Annotated in this window: 17 protein-coding genes and 2 pseudogenes; 14 read left to right on the top strand and 5 right to left on the bottom strand. The window is 40.0% G+C overall.

Features of this window, described 5'->3' with window-relative positions; all coding sequences use genetic code 11:
* Positions 1 to 9: 9 nt before the first annotated feature.
* On the top strand, positions 10 to 225 hold the full coding sequence (locus tag QUB80_RS18170; protein ID WP_289790911.1) for a hypothetical protein: 216 nt from the start codon (positions 10 to 12) through the stop codon (positions 223 to 225).
* Here QUB80_RS18170 and QUB80_RS18165 read toward each other — a convergent pair.
* Positions 217 to 1,068 (bottom strand): hypothetical protein, encoded by an 852-nt coding sequence (locus QUB80_RS18165; RefSeq protein ID WP_289790910.1) that lies wholly within the window; start codon positions 1,066 to 1,068, stop codon positions 217 to 219. The two genes, QUB80_RS18170 and QUB80_RS18165, sit on opposite strands and share 9 nt — an antisense overlap.
* Before the next feature lie 730 nt (positions 1,069 to 1,798).
* On the opposite strand from QUB80_RS18165, the gene QUB80_RS18160 reads away from it, so the two are divergent.
* The 4 genes from QUB80_RS18160 (at position 1,799) to QUB80_RS18145 (ending at position 7,464) form a co-directional block, all read left to right on the top strand.
* The gene (locus QUB80_RS18160) at positions 1,799 to 2,668 is read left to right on the top strand and encodes a zinc metalloprotease HtpX (protein ID WP_289790909.1); all 870 of its coding nucleotides are present in this window, start codon (positions 1,799 to 1,801) and stop codon (positions 2,666 to 2,668) included.
* A gap of 106 nt (positions 2,669 to 2,774) precedes the next feature.
* On the top strand, positions 2,775 to 3,194 hold the full coding sequence (locus QUB80_RS18155; protein WP_289790908.1) for a hypothetical protein: 420 nt from the start codon (positions 2,775 to 2,777) through the stop codon (positions 3,192 to 3,194).
* 208 nt (positions 3,195 to 3,402) lie between these two features.
* Entirely contained in the window at positions 3,403 to 5,187 is a 1,785-nt protein-coding gene (gene aspS / locus QUB80_RS18150) for an aspartate--tRNA ligase (RefSeq protein ID WP_289790907.1), read from the top strand.
* 570 nt (positions 5,188 to 5,757) lie between these two features.
* Complete coding sequence (locus tag QUB80_RS18145; protein WP_289790906.1) at positions 5,758 to 7,464, top strand: serine/threonine protein kinase; 1,707 nt, start codon at positions 5,758 to 5,760, stop codon at positions 7,462 to 7,464.
* Positions 7,465 to 7,513: 49 nt separating this feature from the next.
* Here QUB80_RS18145 and QUB80_RS18140 read toward each other — a convergent pair whose 3' ends face one another.
* Positions 7,514 to 7,687: a hypothetical protein gene (locus QUB80_RS18140; protein WP_289790905.1), complete on the bottom strand. Its 174-nt coding sequence runs from the start codon at positions 7,685 to 7,687 to the stop codon at positions 7,514 to 7,516.
* A 63-nt stretch (positions 7,688 to 7,750) separates the two neighbouring features.
* Between QUB80_RS18140 and QUB80_RS18135 the strand changes: the two genes are divergently transcribed.
* From QUB80_RS18135 to QUB80_RS18095, 9 genes and pseudogenes are all read left to right on the top strand, one after another.
* The gene (locus QUB80_RS18135) at positions 7,751 to 9,544 is read left to right on the top strand and encodes a bifunctional serine/threonine-protein kinase/formylglycine-generating enzyme family protein (protein WP_289790904.1); all 1,794 of its coding nucleotides are present in this window, start codon (positions 7,751 to 7,753) and stop codon (positions 9,542 to 9,544) included.
* 170 nt (positions 9,545 to 9,714) lie between these two features.
* Entirely contained in the window at positions 9,715 to 11,256 is a 1,542-nt protein-coding gene (locus QUB80_RS18130) for a M48 family metallopeptidase (protein WP_289790903.1), read from the top strand.
* A gap of 69 nt (positions 11,257 to 11,325) precedes the next feature.
* A complete protein-coding gene (locus tag QUB80_RS18125) occupies positions 11,326 to 12,135 on the top strand; it encodes a COP23 domain-containing protein (RefSeq protein WP_289790902.1) in 810 nt (269 codons plus the stop codon).
* Between the two features lie 239 nt (positions 12,136 to 12,374).
* Entirely contained in the window at positions 12,375 to 12,956 is a 582-nt protein-coding gene (locus QUB80_RS18120) for a YdeI/OmpD-associated family protein (RefSeq protein WP_289790901.1), read from the top strand.
* 15 nt (positions 12,957 to 12,971) lie between these two features.
* Complete coding sequence (locus QUB80_RS18115; RefSeq protein WP_289790900.1) at positions 12,972 to 13,346, top strand: hypothetical protein; 375 nt, start codon at positions 12,972 to 12,974, stop codon at positions 13,344 to 13,346.
* Between the two features lie 273 nt (positions 13,347 to 13,619).
* Positions 13,620 to 14,482: pseudogene (locus QUB80_RS18110) on the top strand (Rpn family recombination-promoting nuclease/putative transposase).
* A 231-nt stretch (positions 14,483 to 14,713) separates the two neighbouring features.
* A complete protein-coding gene (locus tag QUB80_RS18105; protein WP_289790899.1) occupies positions 14,714 to 15,013 on the top strand; it encodes a hypothetical protein in 300 nt (99 codons plus the stop codon).
* Entirely contained in the window at positions 15,010 to 15,438 is a 429-nt protein-coding gene (locus tag QUB80_RS18100) for a type II toxin-antitoxin system VapC family toxin (RefSeq protein ID WP_289790898.1), read from the top strand. Before QUB80_RS18105 ends, QUB80_RS18100 begins: the two co-directional genes overlap by 4 nt.
* 32 nt (positions 15,439 to 15,470) lie before the next feature.
* Positions 15,471 to 15,599, top strand: a pseudogene (locus QUB80_RS18095) (DUF4351 domain-containing protein); the annotation flags it as partial.
* Positions 15,600 to 15,645: 46 nt separating this feature from the next.
* Here the strand turns inward: QUB80_RS18095 and QUB80_RS18090 are convergent.
* From QUB80_RS18090 to QUB80_RS18080, 3 genes are all read right to left on the bottom strand, one after another.
* Positions 15,646 to 16,548 carry an iron-siderophore ABC transporter substrate-binding protein gene (locus tag QUB80_RS18090; RefSeq protein WP_289790897.1) on the bottom strand — a complete coding sequence of 301 codons (903 nt, stop codon included), beginning with the start codon at positions 16,546 to 16,548 and terminating at the stop codon, positions 15,646 to 15,648.
* A gap of 263 nt (positions 16,549 to 16,811) precedes the next feature.
* A complete protein-coding gene (locus tag QUB80_RS18085) occupies positions 16,812 to 17,804 on the bottom strand; it encodes an iron-siderophore ABC transporter substrate-binding protein (RefSeq protein WP_289790896.1) in 993 nt (330 codons plus the stop codon).
* 39 nt (positions 17,805 to 17,843) lie between these two features.
* Positions 17,844 to 20,495, bottom strand: a complete 2,652-nt coding sequence (locus QUB80_RS18080; protein WP_289790895.1) for a TonB-dependent siderophore receptor — start codon at positions 20,493 to 20,495, stop codon at positions 17,844 to 17,846.
* Positions 20,496 to 20,813 lie beyond the last annotated feature (318 nt).

The raw sequence follows: 20,813 nt of genomic DNA, 5'->3' as shown, positions 1-20,813 counted from the left end.
TTAAGTATTATGAAATATAAATTTTTTGATCAGCGTGTTCAAGAATGTCATGTTGCCATGATTCAAGCGCTGCAAAATCTCGCAACTGAGTTAGAACAAGAGTGTTGCCAAGAAAGCAGACTTTTGGAAAAGGCTGTCAATGAATTACTGAAAGTAAAGACTCGCGATCGCCAAGCAGTTGCTGCGATCGAAAGAGAAATCAAAGATGCTCTCGATTCAGAGTGAAATGGCAAGCAAATAGTCGATTAAGTAGCTAAAGTATCCCCTTAATTCTTCAGCTGCTTGACTTGATACTTGAGATGACAATTCCCAATTACTGATGCGATTCTGAAGTAGCCGAAATGCTCTTAAATAAATCTCTATTGGTGGGTGTTGATGAGTGATAACTTTTTTATAGAGCAGACGGGGTTCAATCTCATTTTTCATGCAGGTACCTAACAATTTTAAGTATCTACAAAGATTCTGGCGAAACTCTTCTTGATGAGGATGCTCTTGACATAGAAATTCATTGGCTAATGTTTGCGCCAATTCTATTCTCTGAGATAATAGCCACTGTCCGCCTTCTATACAGGCAGTTTTTTGCGCTTCCAACTCAAAAACAGATGCAGTGATTTCCTCAATATGTGCTAAAGAATGACGAAGTCTATCCTGTCTAGTTTGAATTTCTGTAAAGCAGATATTTGCTTTGACAAGCTGCTTTTTAGTCTCTAGCTCAGACATTACATCTTCAACTGCTGGTTTAATAATTTCTTGGATAATATATGCCTGTTCTTTTAGTATTTCTAGCACTTGCTGACGCAGTTCGTAGTTAATAATATTCTCTAGGCGATAGTTTGTACCTGCTTGGAGAAAGTCTATTTGCCATTGTAAGTCACGCATTACTAAATCTTGAGATTCTAACTTATTTTGTATTCCTTGGTGGATACTTTTTTCTAAATATTCAACTCGTTCTTCTAAAGGTTTGATATTTCCTGCATTCAGCCAAGGACTGATGATATACCCTGCAAATTCGTGCAGAGTTTTTCCAACTTTTTGCAAAACTCCAATATTGTTAGTATTCTCTATCATTGTGTTGATCCTTTGAGATGACCACTGGTTTGAGTAAATTTGGTTTAACAGGGAACAGGGGACAGGGGAATTTTCTCTTTGTGTCTTCTTCGTTTACCCAATCCCTCAATGATTTAAGAATGTGAGCGAGACGTGTTCTGAAGTAGATACAAAAATCACCCATAACTAGCTTGAAAAAGGATGTGGAGCGTAGAGTGAAAACCTTTTTCATTAATTTTGGTCTCAGCAGTTCATGACCGACTAATTGACTTGAAGAAGAATTTTGACATCAATGTGACATCGACATCAAACTGTTGTGTGAAGTCGTTTTTTGATAATTAATAAAAATATTGATGTTTATAATAATTCTACCGAACAGTATTTATAAAACGCAATTACAAACAACATAAATTAGCGATCGCACTCCTAATATCAAGCTTTTGAATGTTACTGCTTGTCTAAAATTCTAAAATTTCCTACCTAAGATGGATGTAATTTTTTTAAGTTTTTTGTGTATTAAAGTTTTGATGATAAATACAGGTTACAATTTCAAAAAAGTATCATAAATAACTAAATTTAGGTATTTAAAAATATAGTTTTAAACCTGATGTGAGAAAACCGTACACAACATGGAGCAAAATTTCTACCTTATAAATATGTGTTAAGGTCGATAAAATCAAGGTGCGGCTTAAGTAATGCTGTTAATCGCAACTAATTTCACACTTACAACAGCATTATTAGGAGAGCAAATATGAGAAATCAATTGAAAACTGCCGCTTTACTAGCTTTACTAAGTGGCATTTTAATTTCTATTAGTTACTGGGTAATTGGCGGTAGCACTGGTGTAATTGTGGGTATTGTCTTAGCTGCTGTAACCAATTTATTTTCTTGGTATCAGTCAGATAAAATTGCCCTGGCAGCTTATCGTGCTCAACCAGTATCACCGCAGCAAGCACCGGAACTCTATCAAATGCTAGAGAGATTATGCCAACGAGCTAATCTGCCCGTGCCAAGACTATACATAGTTCCGACTCAAGCCCCTAACGCTTTTGCCACAGGGCGCGATCCAGAACACGCTGCTGTCGCCGTTACCGAAGGCATTGTAAATTTACTACCAGAAGACGAATTAGAAGGCGTGATTGCCCACGAACTCACACACGTTGCTAATCGCGATACTCTCACCCAAGCTGTCGCAGCCACGATCGCAGGAGCAATCTCATTCTTAGCTCAAATCGTCAGCTATAGTCTTTGGTATACACCATCCTCACGCGATCGCAATGGCCCCAATCCTTTAGGTTTACTACTAACAGTGATATTAGCGCCGATCGCGGCAACAATTATTCAACTAGCTATTTCACGCACACGAGAATTTTCAGCCGATGCAGGTGCTGCCAAATTAACAGGCAATCCTCGCGCCTTAGCCCGTGCGCTCCAACGTTTAGAACTGACAGCACGGCAAATGCCCTTACAAGCAAATCCAGCTTTTGAGCCGTTGTTAATTACAAATCCAATCTCTGGGCAGTTTCTCGGTAACTTGTTCTCCAGCCACCCGCCCACAGAAGCGCGAGTTGAGGCACTACTGAGATTAGAGCAGCAACTGCCGACAATGGAAAGAGTTTAGGGATAGGTGACAGGGGACAGGGGACAGGGATTAGGAAGAAATTTTAATACCCAATCCCCGATCCCTAATCCCCAATTTTTCAACTAGCACAACAGGAGGTTTAACTATGACTTACAATCCCAATAATGAAGAAAATTTTGTTGTTGAAGAAAGCGTAGTAGTCGTTCAAGTCAGTCCTCAAACCAATGAAATGGTAGAAACTGAGATGGCTGGCGAAACTGATGAAATTAAACATGAAACCAAAGAACTGATTGAAGCACTCAAAAGACGTGCTCAAGCTGAGGCAGAATCAGCAGGAACACTCACTCGTGAAACTTATTTAAATGCGGTACGTCGGGCGCGCCAAGCGATTGAAGGCGAAAAACTAATTGAGCGCGATCGCATTGAAAATTCCTGGCTCTCATTGCAGCAAGAAGCCGAGAAAAACTGGCACTTGTTGATGAAAGAACTCACAGAATTCGGCGATCGCGCTCAAGATGCCGCGAAAGCCGCTTGGGAAGCATTCAACGCTCCTCGCCCACAATAAATGGGCATTGGGGATTGGGCATTGGGCATTGGGGATTGGGCATTGGGCATTGGGGATTGGGTATTAAGGCTTCTTTATTCCTAGCCCCTATCCCCTATCCCTAATTTTTATTTAACTGGAATTACTAGAATTGCAAATGATGCTAGATAATTAGAAAGTTTGACATTTACTGAACTTTCTCTAGCCTTGTAACTCAGAACTAACAACTATGCGAACTGACTATTGCGGCGAACTCCGAAAAGAACACATTGGAGCAACTGTCACCTTGTACGGATGGGTAGACCGTCGCCGCGATCATGGGGGTGTGATATTTTTAGATTTACGCGATCGCTCTGGTATTGTCCAAATTGTCAGCGATCCGCAACGCACTCCGGATTCGTACAATGAAGCAAATACCCTGCGCAATGAATACGTAATCAAAGTAACAGGTAGGGTATCACAACGTCCCGAAGAATCCCTCAACCCCCGCATACCTACAGGCGAAGTCGAAATTTACGCGGAGCAAATTGACTTGCTTAACGCTGTTCGCAAGCAATTACCTTTCCAAGTTTCTACTGCTGAGACAGATCCAGTACGGGAAGATTTACGATTGAAGTATCGTTATCTGGATTTGCGGCGCGAGCGCATGGCGCAGAATTTGCTACTACGCCATCAAGTAGTGAAAGCTATGCGTCGTTACCTAGAAGATGTAGAAAATTTTGTTGAAGTCGAAACTCCCGTTCTTACCCGTTCTACTCCCGAAGGTGCGCGAGATTACTTGGTTCCTAGCCGCGTCAACCCTGGTGAGTGGTTTGCTTTGCCGCAATCTCCTCAGCTATTTAAACAACTGCTGATGGTATCCGGTTTTGACAGATACTATCAAATTGCCCGTTGTTTCCGTGACGAAGATTTACGCGCCGACAGACAACCGGAATTTACTCAATTAGACATGGAAATGAGCTTCATGTCCCAAGAGCAAATTATCGAACTGAACGAAAAGCTAGTTGGCTATATCTTCAAAACAGTTAAAGGGATTGAGTTACAGTTTCCCTTTCCTCACCTTACCTATGCAGAAGCGATGGAACGCTACGGGAGTGATAAACCTGATACACGCTATGGCTTAGAACTAGTTAATGTTTCGGATATAGTCAAAGACTGTGGTTTTAAAGTTTTTCGCGATGCAGTTGGTAGTGGGGGAATTGTTAAAATTTTGCCTATTCCCGATGGTGATGTAATTTCTAATGTTCGTATCAAGCCAGGCGGCGATATTTTTAAAGAAGCTAATGAAGCTGGTGCTAAAGGTTTAGCTTACATCCGCGTTAGGGATGATGGAGAAATTGACACTATTGGTGCAATTAAAGATAATTTGAGCGCAGAACAAAAGCAAGAAATTCTGCGTCGCACGGATGCTAAACCAGGCTATTTGTTATTATTTGGTGCTGGAGATGCCGCTACTGTCAATAAGACTTTAGACAGATTACGTCAGTTTACAGCTAGAGAGTTTAAGTTAATCGATCCAGACAAGATTAACTTGCTTTGGATTAAGGATTTTCCGATGTTTGAGTGGAATGCAGACGAAAAGCGTCTAGAAGCGCTGCATCACCCATTTACTGCACCTCATCCTGATGATTTGAACGATTTAAAGACTGCCCGCGCCCAAGCTTACGATTTGGTATTTAATGGCTTTGAAGTTGGTGGTGGTAGTTTGCGGATTTATCAACGGGAAATTCAAGAGCAAGTATTTGAAGCGATCGGGCTATCCCCAGAGGAGGCAAAGAATAAATTTGGTTTTCTCTTGGAAGCATTTGAATACGGTACTCCGCCTCATGGTGGCATTGCTTACGGCTTAGATCGATTGGTGATGTTGCTAGCTAACGAAGAATCGATTCGGGATGTAATTGCTTTTCCAAAGACACAACAAGCTCGTTGCTTGCTCACAGATGCGCCTTCGGGCGTAGATGCCAAGCAACTCAAAGAGTTGCACGTTACTTCAACATATAAGCCTAAATCCTAGTCACACCACTAGAATGGTGCGTTTCGCTACGGGACAACACACCCTACAACTCCATCACATTGATTTTGACAGGTCGCAGGTGTTCATATCCCCAACTTTTTTAAAAAAGTCGGGGATCCATAACCTTTCCCCCCATAATTTGCGTGGCGGACTACTAGGGTGGTGTGTTACGCTATGCGACAATGAATACACCCATATAAAGACAGGATTTTGCAACAAAACCCTGGGTTTATAAAGCAACCTTTAAATCTTATTGACTGTAAAAACTAAAACTAATCTTTACCGCCACTTAAATTGGCGCTGACTGCAAAAGTACGGTTTATTGTCAGAAAAACGTAAAATTCTGGGATAAATTTTAATTAAACTCTTAGAAAAAAATATCGTGTAATTACTGATTTACAAAGCTTTTAGAACAGCAAATTAGTACTATCCTAAATAATAATCTATTGTTATCCAAGAAAAATTTCAATGTTTTTCTGAAAGTAAAACTTCATTTCGGAGCATTTTTTGGCAAAATTAATAGAGTTCTCGCCTAACAGAGGGCATTCAATCTGCTGGCAGGTAAAGCTAATGCTCTTCGGCACAATTCTTCGCAACCGCTACAAAGTCCTTACTAAGTTAGGAACTGGTGGATTTAGTGACACCTATCTTGCTGAAGATATGGACTTACCCAGCTATCCCAAATGTGTTGTTAAACATTTGGTGACTCGAAACTCTAATCCAGAAATATTACAGATTGCTAAAAGGCTATTTAACCAGGAAGCAGAAGTTTTATATCGTCTAGGGAAGCACCACGACCAAATTCCCGAACTTTTAGCCCATTTTGAAGAAAATGGCGAATTTTATTTGGTGCAGGAATATGTTGATGGGCATGACTTAACCACCGAAATCACTACAGGCAGACAGCTAAGTGAAACAGAGGTGATTAAACTCCTACAGGAAATTTTGGAAGTTTTAGCAGTTGTCCACGAACACAATGTCATTCACCGGGATCTGAAGCTGCAAAACATCATGCGTCGTCAAGATGGCAGAATTGTACTGATTGATTTTGGTTCTGTCAAACAAATCAAAAGTTTAGCAACAAGCATTTATGGGGAAGTAACTTCCACTATCGTTATTGGTACCCCTGGCTACATACCAAATGAACAAGCCAATGGAAACCCCAGACTGTGTAGCGATATTTATGCAGTCGGAATCATCGCAATTCAAGCCTTGACAGGTGTGGTACCGCGTAAAATGCCAATCGATCCAACTACCGGAGAAGTGATTTGGCGTCCTTTGGTACATGTTAGTGATCAATTGGCGAACGTTTTAACTAGAATGGTGCGCTATAACTTTAGTCAGCGCTACCAAACGGCAACACAAGTTCTAGAAGCTCTACAATGGGCATTGCCACCAACAACAATCGGACGAACACCCCCGCCAAGACAAAAAGTATCGTATGAACCATCGTCTGATTTGCCCAATTCTCAAATTATTCCAATTCTGGGATTACTCAGTGTTATGGTGGTTGGATTAGGTGTCGCAATTTTTGGAGGACGTTTTTTTCAATTTAGTTTTAGAGGCAATAAACCAACTCAAACTACAAGCCCAACTGTTAAAGATGTCAAAATCAAGCCCATAACTCCATCATCAACACCAGCTAGTTACCGCAGAAAACCAAACTTTAATAGTGTGCCATCAACACCGTTGTTTCAGGAGCCATTGAACCAAACTCCAATTGAGTCATTCACTCCTGAAATTGAATATAAGACGAAGCCATCCCCATCCACTCCTGCAATTAAAACAAAGCCATCTACTCCTGCAATTGAAGAAAATACTAACAAGCCATCTACTCCCCTGAGCGAGGATAACACTCAGCCATCCACTCCCGCGATCGAAGACAACATTAAACCATGCACCCCTGCAATTGAGGACAATACCAATTCATCATGTTCCTCAGAATCAGAAAGTGAAAACACTAACAAGCCATCAGCTCCCGTATTTGAAGACAGCGTTAAGCCATGCACTCCTGCAATCGAAGATAATAGCAATTCATCATGCTCCTCTGAATCAGAAAATGAAGACAATACCAAACTATCCACACCTGCTGTTGAGGATAATCGTCAAATGATGATGGTATCACCCACACCTGTAACTGAGGAGAAAAATAATCAATTGATGGTGCCGTCTACACCTGTAATTGAGGAACAAAGTAAACAATTTATAGTGCCATCTAAACCTATAATTGAGAAAGATAATCAATTGATAGTGCCATCTACGCCTGTGAAAGAGTAACGTAGTTTATTTCAATTTCAATTAGTAACAGTGAATGTGTAGATTAACATCACCATCCATTGAAACCATCAGCTGATCGCTGGAGTGTAAATGCGATCGTCGAAACAGAAAAATGAATTAGGCTTTGCATCGATGCCAATTGATTTTGATGCTGGGAAGCTGTCGGATGCAGTGGTGCGTGACGAGAAGCAATAACCCACCCTATTTCAAATTTTTTAAACAAGTCTCTAAAAAATCAGTATATTCACGCTAATTTAAGGTTAGAAACCTGTAAAAGCCTAAGGTTATGCAAGTCTGCCAAAACCCCAATTGCTCAAATCCTTTTAACCCTGACGGAAACAGGTTTTGCATTAGTTGTGGTAGCAGTAACTTTGGTAATGTTCTCAGGAATCGCTTTCGGGTTCAGATAGTGATAGGGGAAGGTGGGTTTGGCAAAACTTATCTAGCAGAAGATATAGATAGATTAGATGCTGCTTGCGTAATTAAGCAATTTTTCCCACAAGTGCAAGGTACAGCAGCACGCACCAAAGCCGCAGAACTGTTTAAGGAAGAAGCAAAACGTCTGTTTGAACTGGGAGAAAATCATTCTCAAATACCCAGGTTACTTGCCTACTTTGAACAAGGTTCTAGTTTGTATTTGGTGCAAGAATTTATAGAAGGAGAAACTTTATTAACACAACTGAAGCATCAGGCATTTAGTGAAACACAAATTCGGGAAGTCTTAGCTGATTTATTGCCTGTTTTGCAATTTGTTCATGAGCATAATGTGATTCACAGGGATATTAAACCAGAAAATATTATTCGCAGAAAAAGTGATAACAAGTTGGTGTTAATTGACTTTGGCGGTGCGAAGCAGGTAACGCAAACTAGTTTAGCTAGGCAGGGGACGGGAATTTTTACAATTGGTTATGCACCCAGCGAACAAATGGCAGGATATGCCACTCCAGCGAGTGATTTATATGCTTTGGGTGCGACTTGTGTAAGACTTTTAACTCGATGTTTACCAGCCCAAGATGCTTATGGTAATCTTCACGATCCTCTTTATGATGTCGTAAATGCTAAGTGGTTGTGGCGAGAAATTTTAAATGAACAAGGGGTAAAAATTAGTGAAAATTTGGAGGCAATTCTAGATAAGTTGCTGAAACACTTTGTCAAGGAAAGATATCAATCAGCAGCAGAAGTATTAAGAGATTTGAATGCTACCACATCTTCTGTTGACCCAACCATTTTTGCAATTCCCCAACCTATTGAACCACAAGTACCCTCATCAAATCTCAAGTTACAAACATTTGACTTTGAGGTGGTGAAAGTAGACATGGGTGGTAGAGAAATTAGCCGTAACCGCAGTCAAGCACAATTTTTTGCTGAAAACTTGGGTAAAGGCGTAATTTTGGAAATGGTGCAGATACCAGGTGGTACTTTCATGATGGGTTCAACCCACGGAGAGGGTAAAAATTCTGAAAAACCACAACATAGAGTAAGCGTGAAACCTTTCTTTATGGGTAAATATCCCATCACCCAAGAACAATGGAAAGCTGTAATGGAAAATAATCCCTCACGCTTTAAAGGGGCAAAGCGTCCAGTAGAATCCGTATCTTGGAATGATGCTGTAACTTTCTGTAAGCGACTTTCACAAAAAACAGGCAAAACTTATAGACTACCCACTGAAGCAGAATGGGAATATGCTTGTCGCGCAGGCACAACTACACCTTTTCATTTTGGTGAAACCATTACCACTGAGTTAGCAAACTTCTACGGAAATCCGAAAGGAAACTATTGTAATGAAACAACACTCGTAGGCAGTTTCCCAGCCAATGCTTTTGGATTATACGATATGCATGGGAACGTTTGGGAATGGTGTCAAGATTACTGGCATGATAATTATCAAAATGCGCCTGCTGATGGCAGCGCCTGGTTAACTCAAAGTTTTTTTAGACGAATTTTTGCTGATTTTAACTTGTTACGGGGTGGCTCTTGGTACTGCGAAGCAAATAACTCCCGTAGCGCCACTCGCCTTAACAAAGTACCGAATTCTTGTTTCATCAGTGTTGGTTTTCGGGTAGTAGCAGTTATTGCATGAAAATTCACGATTTTAGATTTAGGCACAGTAGAACCAAAAGCATTGCGATCGCACGATCGCATAAAATTCCTCAATGTCAAAATGAAGATTAGTTAGGGAACTTGCTCTCATAATAGCGATCGCTCTGGGCTATACATTGATAAAAGAGCTTTTTCTAGAGGAAGCCACTCATGAAAAGACGCTGGAAGTCACTGTTTTTAGCCTTGATTTGGGTAATACTGGCAGTTGGGACATCTATTTTGATTATCCTGACACAACCCATAGCACCATCTCCCGCCCAAGAACCTCATCAAACAGCAGTAATACCCGCCCCCAATGAGAATGCCTCGCCAGAAGCCGCACTTAGTGCTGAAGAAATTGCTCGCCAACAAAAATTTATAGAAGCAGATAAGCTTTATTTGGCAGGAGACTATGTTGCAGCAGAGAAATTATATCGCGAACTAAAACAGCCTTTTACAAAAGCATCTCAAACACCACAAGCCAAAGCAGCGATCGCCGATTTAACCCAACTATCCCCTGCGGGTAAAGTCTATTGGCGAGAAGCCGAAGCCGGCATCGCTAATAAAATGCAAACTAGAACGTTAGTAGCGCTGCAACTGTTAACAGAGCAATATCCAGAATTTATTCCTGGGCAAATTAAATATGCGGAAGTTCTCAAAGAATACGGTGATCAGAAAAAAGCTTTAGAAATATTAGAGCGAGCGACAACACTTTACCCTAATCAAGCAGATTTAATTAAAACCAGAGTTGCAACCCTGGCAGAGACAAAAAAATGGATGGAAGCTTCTTTAGCGGCACGGCAGTTTGCGATTCTTAATCCCAACGATCCGCAAGCGCCTGAATTTAACAAACTGGCAGACAAACATCTTAAGCGTTATAAATCTCATATACGATCGGAAGTTCGGGGCAATACGATCGCTAACATTATTACTGGTGTTTTAGGATATGCTGTGACTGGTAGTTTAATCGGCCCTTTTTCTGCTCTTGACTCCACAATTATGCTCTTGCAAGGCGAAGAATCTGTAGGTGAGGCAGTCGCAAAACAGGCAAAAAAACAACTCAGTGTAGTCAAAGACGAAACGCTTTCAGTATATGTCAATGAAATCGGACAAAAACTAGCCAAAGTTGCTGGGCGAGATGAATTTAAATACGAGTTTTTTGTGATTCCCTACGAGGAACTAAACGCCTTCGCACTACCTGGAGGCAAAATCTTTATTAATGCAGGGGCGATCGCTAAAACCAACTCTGAGGCAGAATTGGCAGGATTACTCGGCCATGAATTATCTCACGTTGTTCTCTCCCACGGCTTTCAATTAGTCACCCAAGGAAACTTAATTGGTAATCTTACTCAGTATCTTCCCCTTGGTGGCACTATCGGTCAATTATTTGCTTTAAGTTACAGTCGCGACATGGAACGTCAGGCAGATACACTTGGCACACGCCTAATTGTTGCCAGTGGTTACGCCGCCGATGGTTTGCGTAACTTGATGGTGACATTAGACAAGCAACAAAAAAATGCTCCCCCTAGTTGGTTATCGTCTCATCCAGGTGGTGATGAGCGAGTACGCTACCTCGAAGAAATGATTATAACCAACAACTACAATCGCTATACTTACGAAGGCGTAGCACGCCACATTGAAATGCAAGCAAAGGCAAAACAAGTTATCAAAGACAAAAAAGAACAAGCAGAAAAAAAGAAACGCGATCGCTGAATCAAAATTACAAACTCTTCGTCACAAGAACTAACAACTCCCTACTGAATTCTTGTATCAGGATAGTTTATGAAATTACAGCCCCTAAAATTGGTTTTATTGAGTAGTCTTGGTTTATCCCTGGCTTTAAGTAATTCTACTGTTTTCGCCCAAAGAGCCGATGATGTTGTAGTACCAACAGTACCAGGCAACGGGACATCAACAACAACCAACACATCAACCACAACAACAATCAACAACTCCTCAACAACAATTGATCCTGGAACCCGGTTTAGCTGCCAGAATTATAACGGTCAATATACTGTTATGTACCAACCCGAAAGTCAATCAGGGCAATTCTTCGCTTGGGCAACTCCCCGCGCTTTGGGTGGTGGCTGGGATGCATATAAACGCTGTGCAACAATAGCTGAACGTTTGGAAACCTATCGTCCTGACGGCTTGACAGAACTCCGTACATCTACCTTAAATGGATATAACGTACTCTGTGTTACTACTGAGGCAAACCCAGCCTGCCGCCTTGTATTAACAGTACCTCCTGGATATGATGCCTACGCTGTACGTGATAGTGTATTCCAAAATCTCATTAGTGCTGACAGTGGACAAACAACCATAGGTGTAAACACATTTACCAGTCGTAGTAATGGTAACGGGGTTCAAGAAATATACAATATGGGTAGAACACTGTTGGGTAATGGCAGTAATAGCGTTAATAACAACCGCACTCGCGCATCTCGCGATCCGATTGACCTTAGACCTTTCCTAGATCGCAAAGATGGCGGTAACGGCAGCAAACTCAAAAATGGCGTAGCAATTCGCACTCAAGCTCCTACTCAAAACCCTTCATCTGCTAATCGTTTGAATCCGAACAGATTCCGCTAATTGATAATTTAATTTAGTTATTAATGACACAGATCTCCGACTCCTCAAAGAAGTCGGGGATCTTGTTTTTCATGAACAATTTAGGACTACTATGTAAGAGTGCCATACCACATAAATATTGATGCAATTTTAAACTTCTGAGTGGCTGAACAAATTAAACGTAAAATACCAACCTTTCAAACCTATTTAATAATGGCTTTGTACCTACTGCCATCTGCCTTTAATTATAACTTTATATTATGTCTAAATTTACTAATCAACTGTACACATTTTATGCCAAAAATCGTGAAGAATGGCGACAATGGTTAGAGAAAAACCATCAGATATCCAAAGGTATATGGCTTGTTTACTATAAAGTAAAAAGTGGAAAACCCAGCGTTAAATATAGTGAAGCAGTCAAAGAAGCCTTATGCTTTGGTTGGATTGACAGTAAAGTCAAATCATTAGATGAAGAATGTTATATGCAAATATTTACGCCACGCAAACCGAAAAGCGTATGGTCGAAATTAAATAAGCAATATATTGAAGAACTTATAGAACAAGGTTTGATGACTAAGGTAGGTTTAGAAAAAATTGAAGCAGCAAAAAAAGATGGTTCATGGAATAAGTTAGATGCGATAGAAGAGTTAATAATTCCGACAGATTTAAAGCAAGCATTAGAAGCAAACGAAACTGCCAAGATGCATTTTGAGGCATTTAGTAACTCATCTAAAAAGAATATTCTTTTTTGGATTGAAAGTGCTAAACGTCCACAAACAAGGTTGAAGAGAATTGAACAAACTATAATTTCGGCAACACAGAACAAAAATCCTTTAACATGATGATAACCAATATATATGAACAAGCGCGGAAAGATTAAACAAGACTTCAGAAACCTCCTAGAAATTATTGAAAAGCAACGACCTGGATATATTGCTAATCTAGGAGAAGGTTTATCAGCAGAAGAAATTCAAAAGTGCATCACAATTCATCCGATTCCTGAAGGTTTAATCGCTATATATTCGTGTATCAGTGGATTCTGCTTTAAACGTTATAAAGATTTTAACTACCCAACAGATTTGCTTCCTGGATATGTTTTAATCGAAATTGATAAAGTACAAAAAATAATCAATCTTTTGCAGGAAGTATATCATAAGTACCCAGATTCCTGGCATTGGCAACCAGATATGATTTCTTTTTATACGATGGTGCAGGAGATTATTACTGCGTAAGAACTTTACCAGATAACCAATCAGTTGTAAGGATTATGAGAGGAAACCCCGATATAACTATAATCTGTCAAAGTATTAAAGATTTTATCTTAATTATCACTGAATGCTACAAACAGAATGCATATTTTTTAGATGAAGACGGATATTCTGATCTTGATTATGATTTAGAAGAAAAAATTATAGTAGATTTCAATCCAAATTATTATTCTCAAAATAATTTAGAACCAAAAGAATTGTAAAAATATAAACTAGTTGAACGTTTCCTCATCCTCAATGTCCTTTGATAATCTCTGCAAATTACTATCGGAAAAATACCCCGTTAACTTTGCCAGTTGGGTTTTAGGTACACCACAAACCAACGTCAAAATTCTCAAAACCGAACTGAGTATTGAACCAATACGCGCTGATTACGTGACATTTTTACAGCTACAAGAACGGATTTTACACCTAGAATTTCAAACCAAACTGGAATCTACACCACCACTTCCTTTGCGAATGCTTGATTATTGGGTGAGGTTGTATCGGTTGTATCGTCTCCCAATCACTCAAGTTGTTGTCCTATTGCTTCCCCCAACCCCAGAAACAGTCATCGAAACATCCTTCAACAGAAACTACTCGTCATGAATATCGGGTAATGCGAATGTGGGAGGAAAACCTGGAAATATTTCTCAATGATGAAGCTTTGTTACCATTAGCACCATTAGCCGCCACCAACCAACCACAAGTTTTATTACAACGAGTTGTGGAACAAGTGAATCAAGTTGCTGTGAACAAACGAGGAGAAATATCTGCTTATACGCAAATCTTAGCGGAATTAAAATATAGGAAGGACTTAATCCAACAATTATTTCGGGAGGGTATGATGCGCTAGCAGTAATTTATTAGGAAATCCTTGAGGAAGGGGATTACAGGAGGAAGAAAAACGAGCAGTACAAACAGAAAGAGCGCTCATTTTGCGTCTATTAACCCGACGGGTAGGAGAATTATCTCAAGAAGTGCGTCAGTGTGTTGAAGCTCTCCGTTTGGAACAATTAGAAAATCTGGGCGTAGCGCTGTTAGATTTTCAGGAAATGGCTGACTTAGAAGCTTGGTTAATCAACAAGGTTTTTAGTTTGAGAGTGATATTTGTTGATTAATATAATTTTGTATGGCTACAGGTGGGATTTGTGTGGAAATCGCGAAATGTAAAAGTTCCGGAATCTGTTTCCAAACTACAGTTCCTTTGGGGTTTTCAATATATAGTTGCATAAATTTAGTAAGGCTGTTGTGCTTTTTTCTAGTGGTAAATTAACAAAAAAATAGGGGTATAAGTTCTGATAAAATGGAAGTATCAGCTAATTATATCAATGACATCCCAGAAAAATCTTATGGATAACTGGAGCATATTATTAGAAAGTACAACTGATGGTTTTACTGTAGCAACTGTCCTAGAAATCCCTGATTGCCAAATTAGAGACGAAACAAAAGAAGGGGCAGTTAAAAAAGTTCAACAACTATTACATAAACGTCTTGCTAAAGCCGAAATAATCAAGATTCCGGCACCAATACAGCTATCTAATCCAAAAAACTCTTTGATGAGATTTGCAGGTATCTTTAAAGACGATCCAGATTTTATGGAAATCATGAAAGAAATCAGAGCAGAGCGCGAACAAGACAGCGATATATGAGCTTCTGGATTCTCGATACTGATCATGTCTCACTGTTTTTAGCTGGGAATAAATCCATAATTGCCCAAGTAGAAAAGCATTATAATAACGTAGCGATTACTGTAGTTACTGTGCAAGAGCTATTCAACGGTTGGGTTGGTAGATTACATGACCCCGCACAAGCTAATAATCTTGCTAACCTTTATAAAAAGCTATGGAAAACCACAGAGTTTATCAAGGTAATAACTGTTTTAAATTTTGACTTCCATGCCGAAAATTGTTACCAAACTTTACGGCAAAACTCCAAAGCTCTAGCGAAAAAGAAAATTGAAAAAGACTTAATAATTACCTCCATTGCTCTCACTCAAAATGCAATAGTAGCAACACGCAATTATCAAGATTTTTCACAAATTCCTAACCTCAAAATAGAAAATTGGTCAGAGTGAATACAGATCAACTAACCTGACGGGTAGGAGAATTATCTCAAGAACTACGTCAGCGTGTTGAAGCTCTGCCTTTGGAAAAATTAGAAAATATGGGCATAGCGCTGTTAGATTTTCAGAGAATGGTTGATTTAGAAGCTTGGTTTAATCAACAAGGCTTTTAGTTTAGTGGCAGGATTTGCAAACGAATAAGATGTTTATAGCCATGATTTAGGGATTTTTGACGAGGTATTTATAGAGGTCATCAATAACTGCATCAGCAGCAAGTAAGTTAGATCCGACCCAAGTTAATTCATCTACAGAATATACTTGGCCTTGCTGAACAGCTTTAAGTGTTTTCCAAAGGGGCTTTTGTTGTAGTTCTTCAATAGCTTTCCTATCATTATTATTGCCAGTGAATAATATGAATAGAATATCACCATCCGCATCTTTTAGGTTCTCCTCGGAAATTACATAACTACCACCAGGCACAACAACACTTTGTGTTTTCGGACGTGGCAGCCCAATATCATTCAGAATTGAACCAACGAATGAGTTTTTGGTAATTATATTTATTGGTGAACCGCTATAAACAGAAATAACAGAGATTGTTTTACTTGTATATTGATTATTTAAGGCTATTTTCAATTCTTTTATTCGTCGATAGTAGTGATTCCAAGCTTGTTGTTCAGCTTCTTCTTTTCCCAATACTTCAGCTACAAAATGAAAATATTCTCTCCACAACGGCTCACCTTGCCACTTACCCAATACCGTAGGACTAATTTGAGAAATAATAGGATAAGTTCTTTGCACTATTTCCCAACCTAAAATTAGATCGGGTTTAACTAGTAATAGCATCTCTATATTAGGCTCATATTGACTGCCTAATTGTTTTATTCCTACTATTTTATCTTTCAAATATGTAGCAAAATCTTCTTTTTGCGAGCTATTTAAACCTGTAGCGCTACCGATCGGTTTGATACCAAGTACAAGCGCATTACCTAAAGTAACATGAAAGATAGTAACAAGACGCTCAGGACTTTTGGGAACACAAGTTTTCCCCATAACGTGTTGTACGACTCGGCACTCTTCTAATGGCTGCCTCAGCCTTGTAGCATTTTGACTCATGTTCATATTACAAGCTGAAATAAAAAAGCAAGTTAATATACTTAGAAACAGCCAATAGATGAGACGGCGTAAACACATTTTGGGGTGTTCCTGACTTATCAAAACTCACACAAATTTGTACCTTTTACAGTAAATAGGTCATTTTAGTATATAGCCTCTCTGAACTAAGCAGATGAAAAACATTCCACATCAAACATATCCTTAAAATTGAGTGTAACTCGGTAAAATATTGTTATATTTTTAGAGGATAACCAATTTAAAAGCTTAGTTTAGGGAGTCTTGACCAGATATTTATATAAGTCATCAAGTATTGCCTTGACTGCCATGATGTCACCATCATGCCAATGTGAACCGTCTACAATATATGTCTTATTTTGTTGAACCGCTTTCAGTTGTCGCCACAACGGTTTTTTTTGGAGCTTTTCTAAAGCTTCTTTAGCACTCCTGCTTCCCCATGATAAAAAGAAGAGAACATCACCATCAATATCAGATAAGCGCTCTTCAGAAATATTTTCTACATAGTAAAAATCTCCCTTTTGTGATGGCGGACGTTGTAGTCCAATATCATTTATAACTGTGCCAACAGGACTTTTTTCTCCATAAGACCAAATTCCAGATAATGCATTTGTTGAGGCAACTGATACTTGCATTTGGTAACAGTGATTATTATTTTGAGACGCTGTGCCAATGTTCAAAGCTTTTTTTAGTATTTCAATATACTGCCAATATTCCTTCATTAATTTATTGAAAGTTTCTTCTTGATGTAAGATTTTGGCAATGTCTACCAAATCTTGATCCCAACGACGAGTGCCTACATCAGAATGTCCGATTATAACCGTAGGTGCAATTTTAGAGAGATGCTTGTAGTAAATATTTGGAACATAAGGATGAGCCAAAATTAGATCGGGCTTCAGGAGCAAAATCTTCTCAAGGTTTGGTTCATTTACGCTTCCAATCAATTCAATTTTATCTACTTTGTCTTGAAGATATTCTGGAAAAGGCAAACCTAAATCGTATGCTGTTGCAATTGGTTTAATCCCTAAAGCTAGTGTATTAGCCAAAAAACTTGACCATAGTGTAATAACTCTTTGCGGATTGAGAGGGACACAAGTTTCTCCCATCAAATGTTGCACATTAAGACAGTTTTCCATTGGCTGTTTTAAGTTTGTAGCACTGTCATTCAGATTTCTGCTACAAGTCAAAATAAATCCAAACGTCAAAACTCCCAATAACAGCAGGCAGGTAAAGCGACGTAAAAACATAGTACCAAGGTGTTTAGCCGAAGCCAACAAGGGAGCCAGTTAAAACTCCCAACTGATTGAGCCGATTATTGTAAAGGGATCGCCCAATTGGTTATAGAATCTTCCGAAAGAATAATTATAGTAGGTTACATCAAATAAATTACGGACATTAATAGCTGCTTTCAGGCCATCTCTACGATAATAAATTGCTGCATCTGTGCGGAAGTAGCTTGGCAATACAAACGAATTATCCAAATCACCTTGCCGATCGCCAACATAGAACAGCCCCAAACCAAACCCTAAGCCCTGCAAATTGCCTTTCTGAATTTCATAAGTTGTCCAGAGACTGGCTTGATTCTCTGGCACGTTGTTTAATCGATTACCTACTGGGGTAGCATTATCTTCAGTGACTTCTGCATCGGTATAGGCATAAGAAGCAATCACCTTCCATCCAGGCAAAATCTCACCGGCAATATCTAACTCAATCCCTCGACTCCGTTGTTCACCTACTTGTATAGAGAAAGTAGGGTTGTTGGGATCGGGGGTTGTTACATTCGACTTAGTGATTTGATAAGCGGCTAATGTTGTCGAAAGCCTTCCCTCTAGAAAATCAGCTTTAATACCAGCTTCATACTGTTTTCCTTTGGTCGGTTTGAATGCTCTACCATCTGGGTTGGCTCCAAAGGTAGGAATAAATGATTGGCTATAGCTGGCATAGAGAGAAATAGTATCACTAGGCTGATAAACCAACCCAATTCGGGGGCTAAAGGCGTTATCATTCTGCTCAACAGCAGGTTCACCCTCAACATCAAATGTTCGTTCAACCCAATCAAAGCGTCCACCAATCAGGAGCTTTAGGTTGTCTAGAAGTGTGATTTGGTCTTGCAGGTAGACCCCATAAGATTGAATAGGCTCATAGAAAGCGAAGCGAGAGTTGGGTACAAACTGGTAATCTGAAGTATCGTAGTTCGGGTTCTGAAGATCCAAATCACCTGGGCCTTCGCCAGTAATGCTCTTAAAGTTTTCAACATTGCGATTGGCATCAAAACCTACCAAAAGCTGGTGTTCAATTGCTCCTGTCTTGAACTTGCCCAGTAAATCGATTTGTCCAAAATAGTTATTGATTGGATATTCACGTTTATAAACAGTACTTTCTTGTAGGATGCGATCTTCAACCAGGTCAGAGAAAATGGTAAAGGTATCTCTAGCTGAATTAAGAACAACTGAAATATTATTGCGAAGTTGCCAATCGTCATTAAATTGATGGTTTAGGATGTAACCAAATTTGTGGACATCTTTAGTAGCGAAGTCAATATCGGGATAGCCGGCATAGAAATTTCGAGGTAAGCCAAACGTATTGTCACTGAAAACGGGAACATCTGCCTTAAAAGGCCTCAGATCAGAGTGAATGTACTCATAGTAAAGGTTTAAATTCGTGCGATCGCTTAATTTCCAAGCAATAGAGGGAGCAATTGTAATCAGTTCTGAATTAGCAAAATCGACAAAACTATCCGAAGCTCGATAACTGGCGATGAAGCGATAGAGCATATTTTGATCTGTACTCAACGGCCCAGATAAATCAATGCTGGGCTGATAAAGTCCATAATTTCCTGCCTCAAATGCAAGTTCATAATAAGGTTTACTTAGGGGTTGCTTGGTAGTAACATTGACAATTCCACCTGGTTCTACAGCCCCAAACAAAACTGAGGCTGGCCCTTTTAGCACTTCCACTTGCTCGACTGTCCCCAGTGCTGTGGGGGTGAAGGCATCTGTATCTCGAAAACCGTTGCGGAAATTTCCGTCGCTAACAAACCCTCGAATTACTCTACTTGTTACACCTACACCAAAATTTTCTCCTCCACTACTTACACCACTAACGGTTTCTACTGCTTCAGTTAAATTTGCTGGTTTGCGGTCTTCTATGACCTGTTGTGGTACAACTTGAATCGACTGGGGGATATCACGCAAGGGTGTATCTGTCCGTGTCGCCGTGCTTGCATTCGGTACGGTATAGCTATCCTGTTCCCCCGTAACAACCAATTCAATCGGCTCATCCTGCTGCGCTGCTGGTTTCTCTGGTGGTGTTTCACTCGCTGGCTTTTCTTCAGGTTGCGACCCCTCCCTCTGTCCCTCCCCTTGGTAAGGGGAGGGAAGGGTGGGGTTTTGTATCACCGTTGCCGTAGATGCTACACCAAAAACCAGCCCTGCATCATCATCAAATAACTCAACCATCGGTAAAGCTTTCTCTCCAACCACTGTTACTCGCACAGTATTCGCGTTAACATTTGTAACTGTTATCTCTGTAATTCCCTCAATGGGCTTCTCCGACTTAAACGTGAAAGCATTGCCATCAGGTAAACGCAACTGCCCACCAGTGATATCTGCAATAAAATTATTACCCGTACTGCGATTTGTAACTAGCAGTTGTTCTCCTTGGGTTGTCTCTAAAATCACTTCGACACCTTTATCTGTGGGATTTGCTTTCACACCCGTAATGGTTACAACATCCTCTTGGGAAATAGGGGAATTAGTTGATGACTGTACCAACATTCGAGCGCTAGTTGCAGGAAGTTCGATTTCGCTCAACTGGGGAATCTCTGCATCATTTTCTGGTTTTGTATCAGCCCAAACTGGTTGCGATGTAACTAATACCAAAGCTACAATCCATAACTGCCAATTTAACCGTCCAAAAGCCACTAAAAATTTTTGCATAACTCCTACACCTGTAGACAAAGATTCTCAAATACCCTAGTAGAGTTAGATTACGAGGTTTGATCTAGTTCCGTCTATCTGTAGAAGTGCTTTTTTCTATCACTTAAGTGGCTTTTTAGCAAAAATATAAAATACTGTCTTGAAAATAAGGCAGAAGGCAGACGCTAGGAGGTGAGGTAGCCCCCGTCTTGGCAGTTTCCGGCGTAGACACAAAGCGGTGAGCCAGTCTGGTGGACGGCTTCCCCGGCATAAAGGAGCCAGCGCGCCCTTGCGGCGTATCCGTTGGTAGCGACTGGCGTGAACTGGCGAACTCGGAGG

This window comes from Chlorogloeopsis sp. ULAP01, from assembly GCF_030381805.1.
Classification (GTDB): Bacteria; Cyanobacteriota; Cyanobacteriia; order Cyanobacteriales; family Nostocaceae; genus Chlorogloeopsis.
Note: the sequence above shows the minus strand (reverse complement) of the source record. Positions and strands in the feature narration are given on the sequence as shown.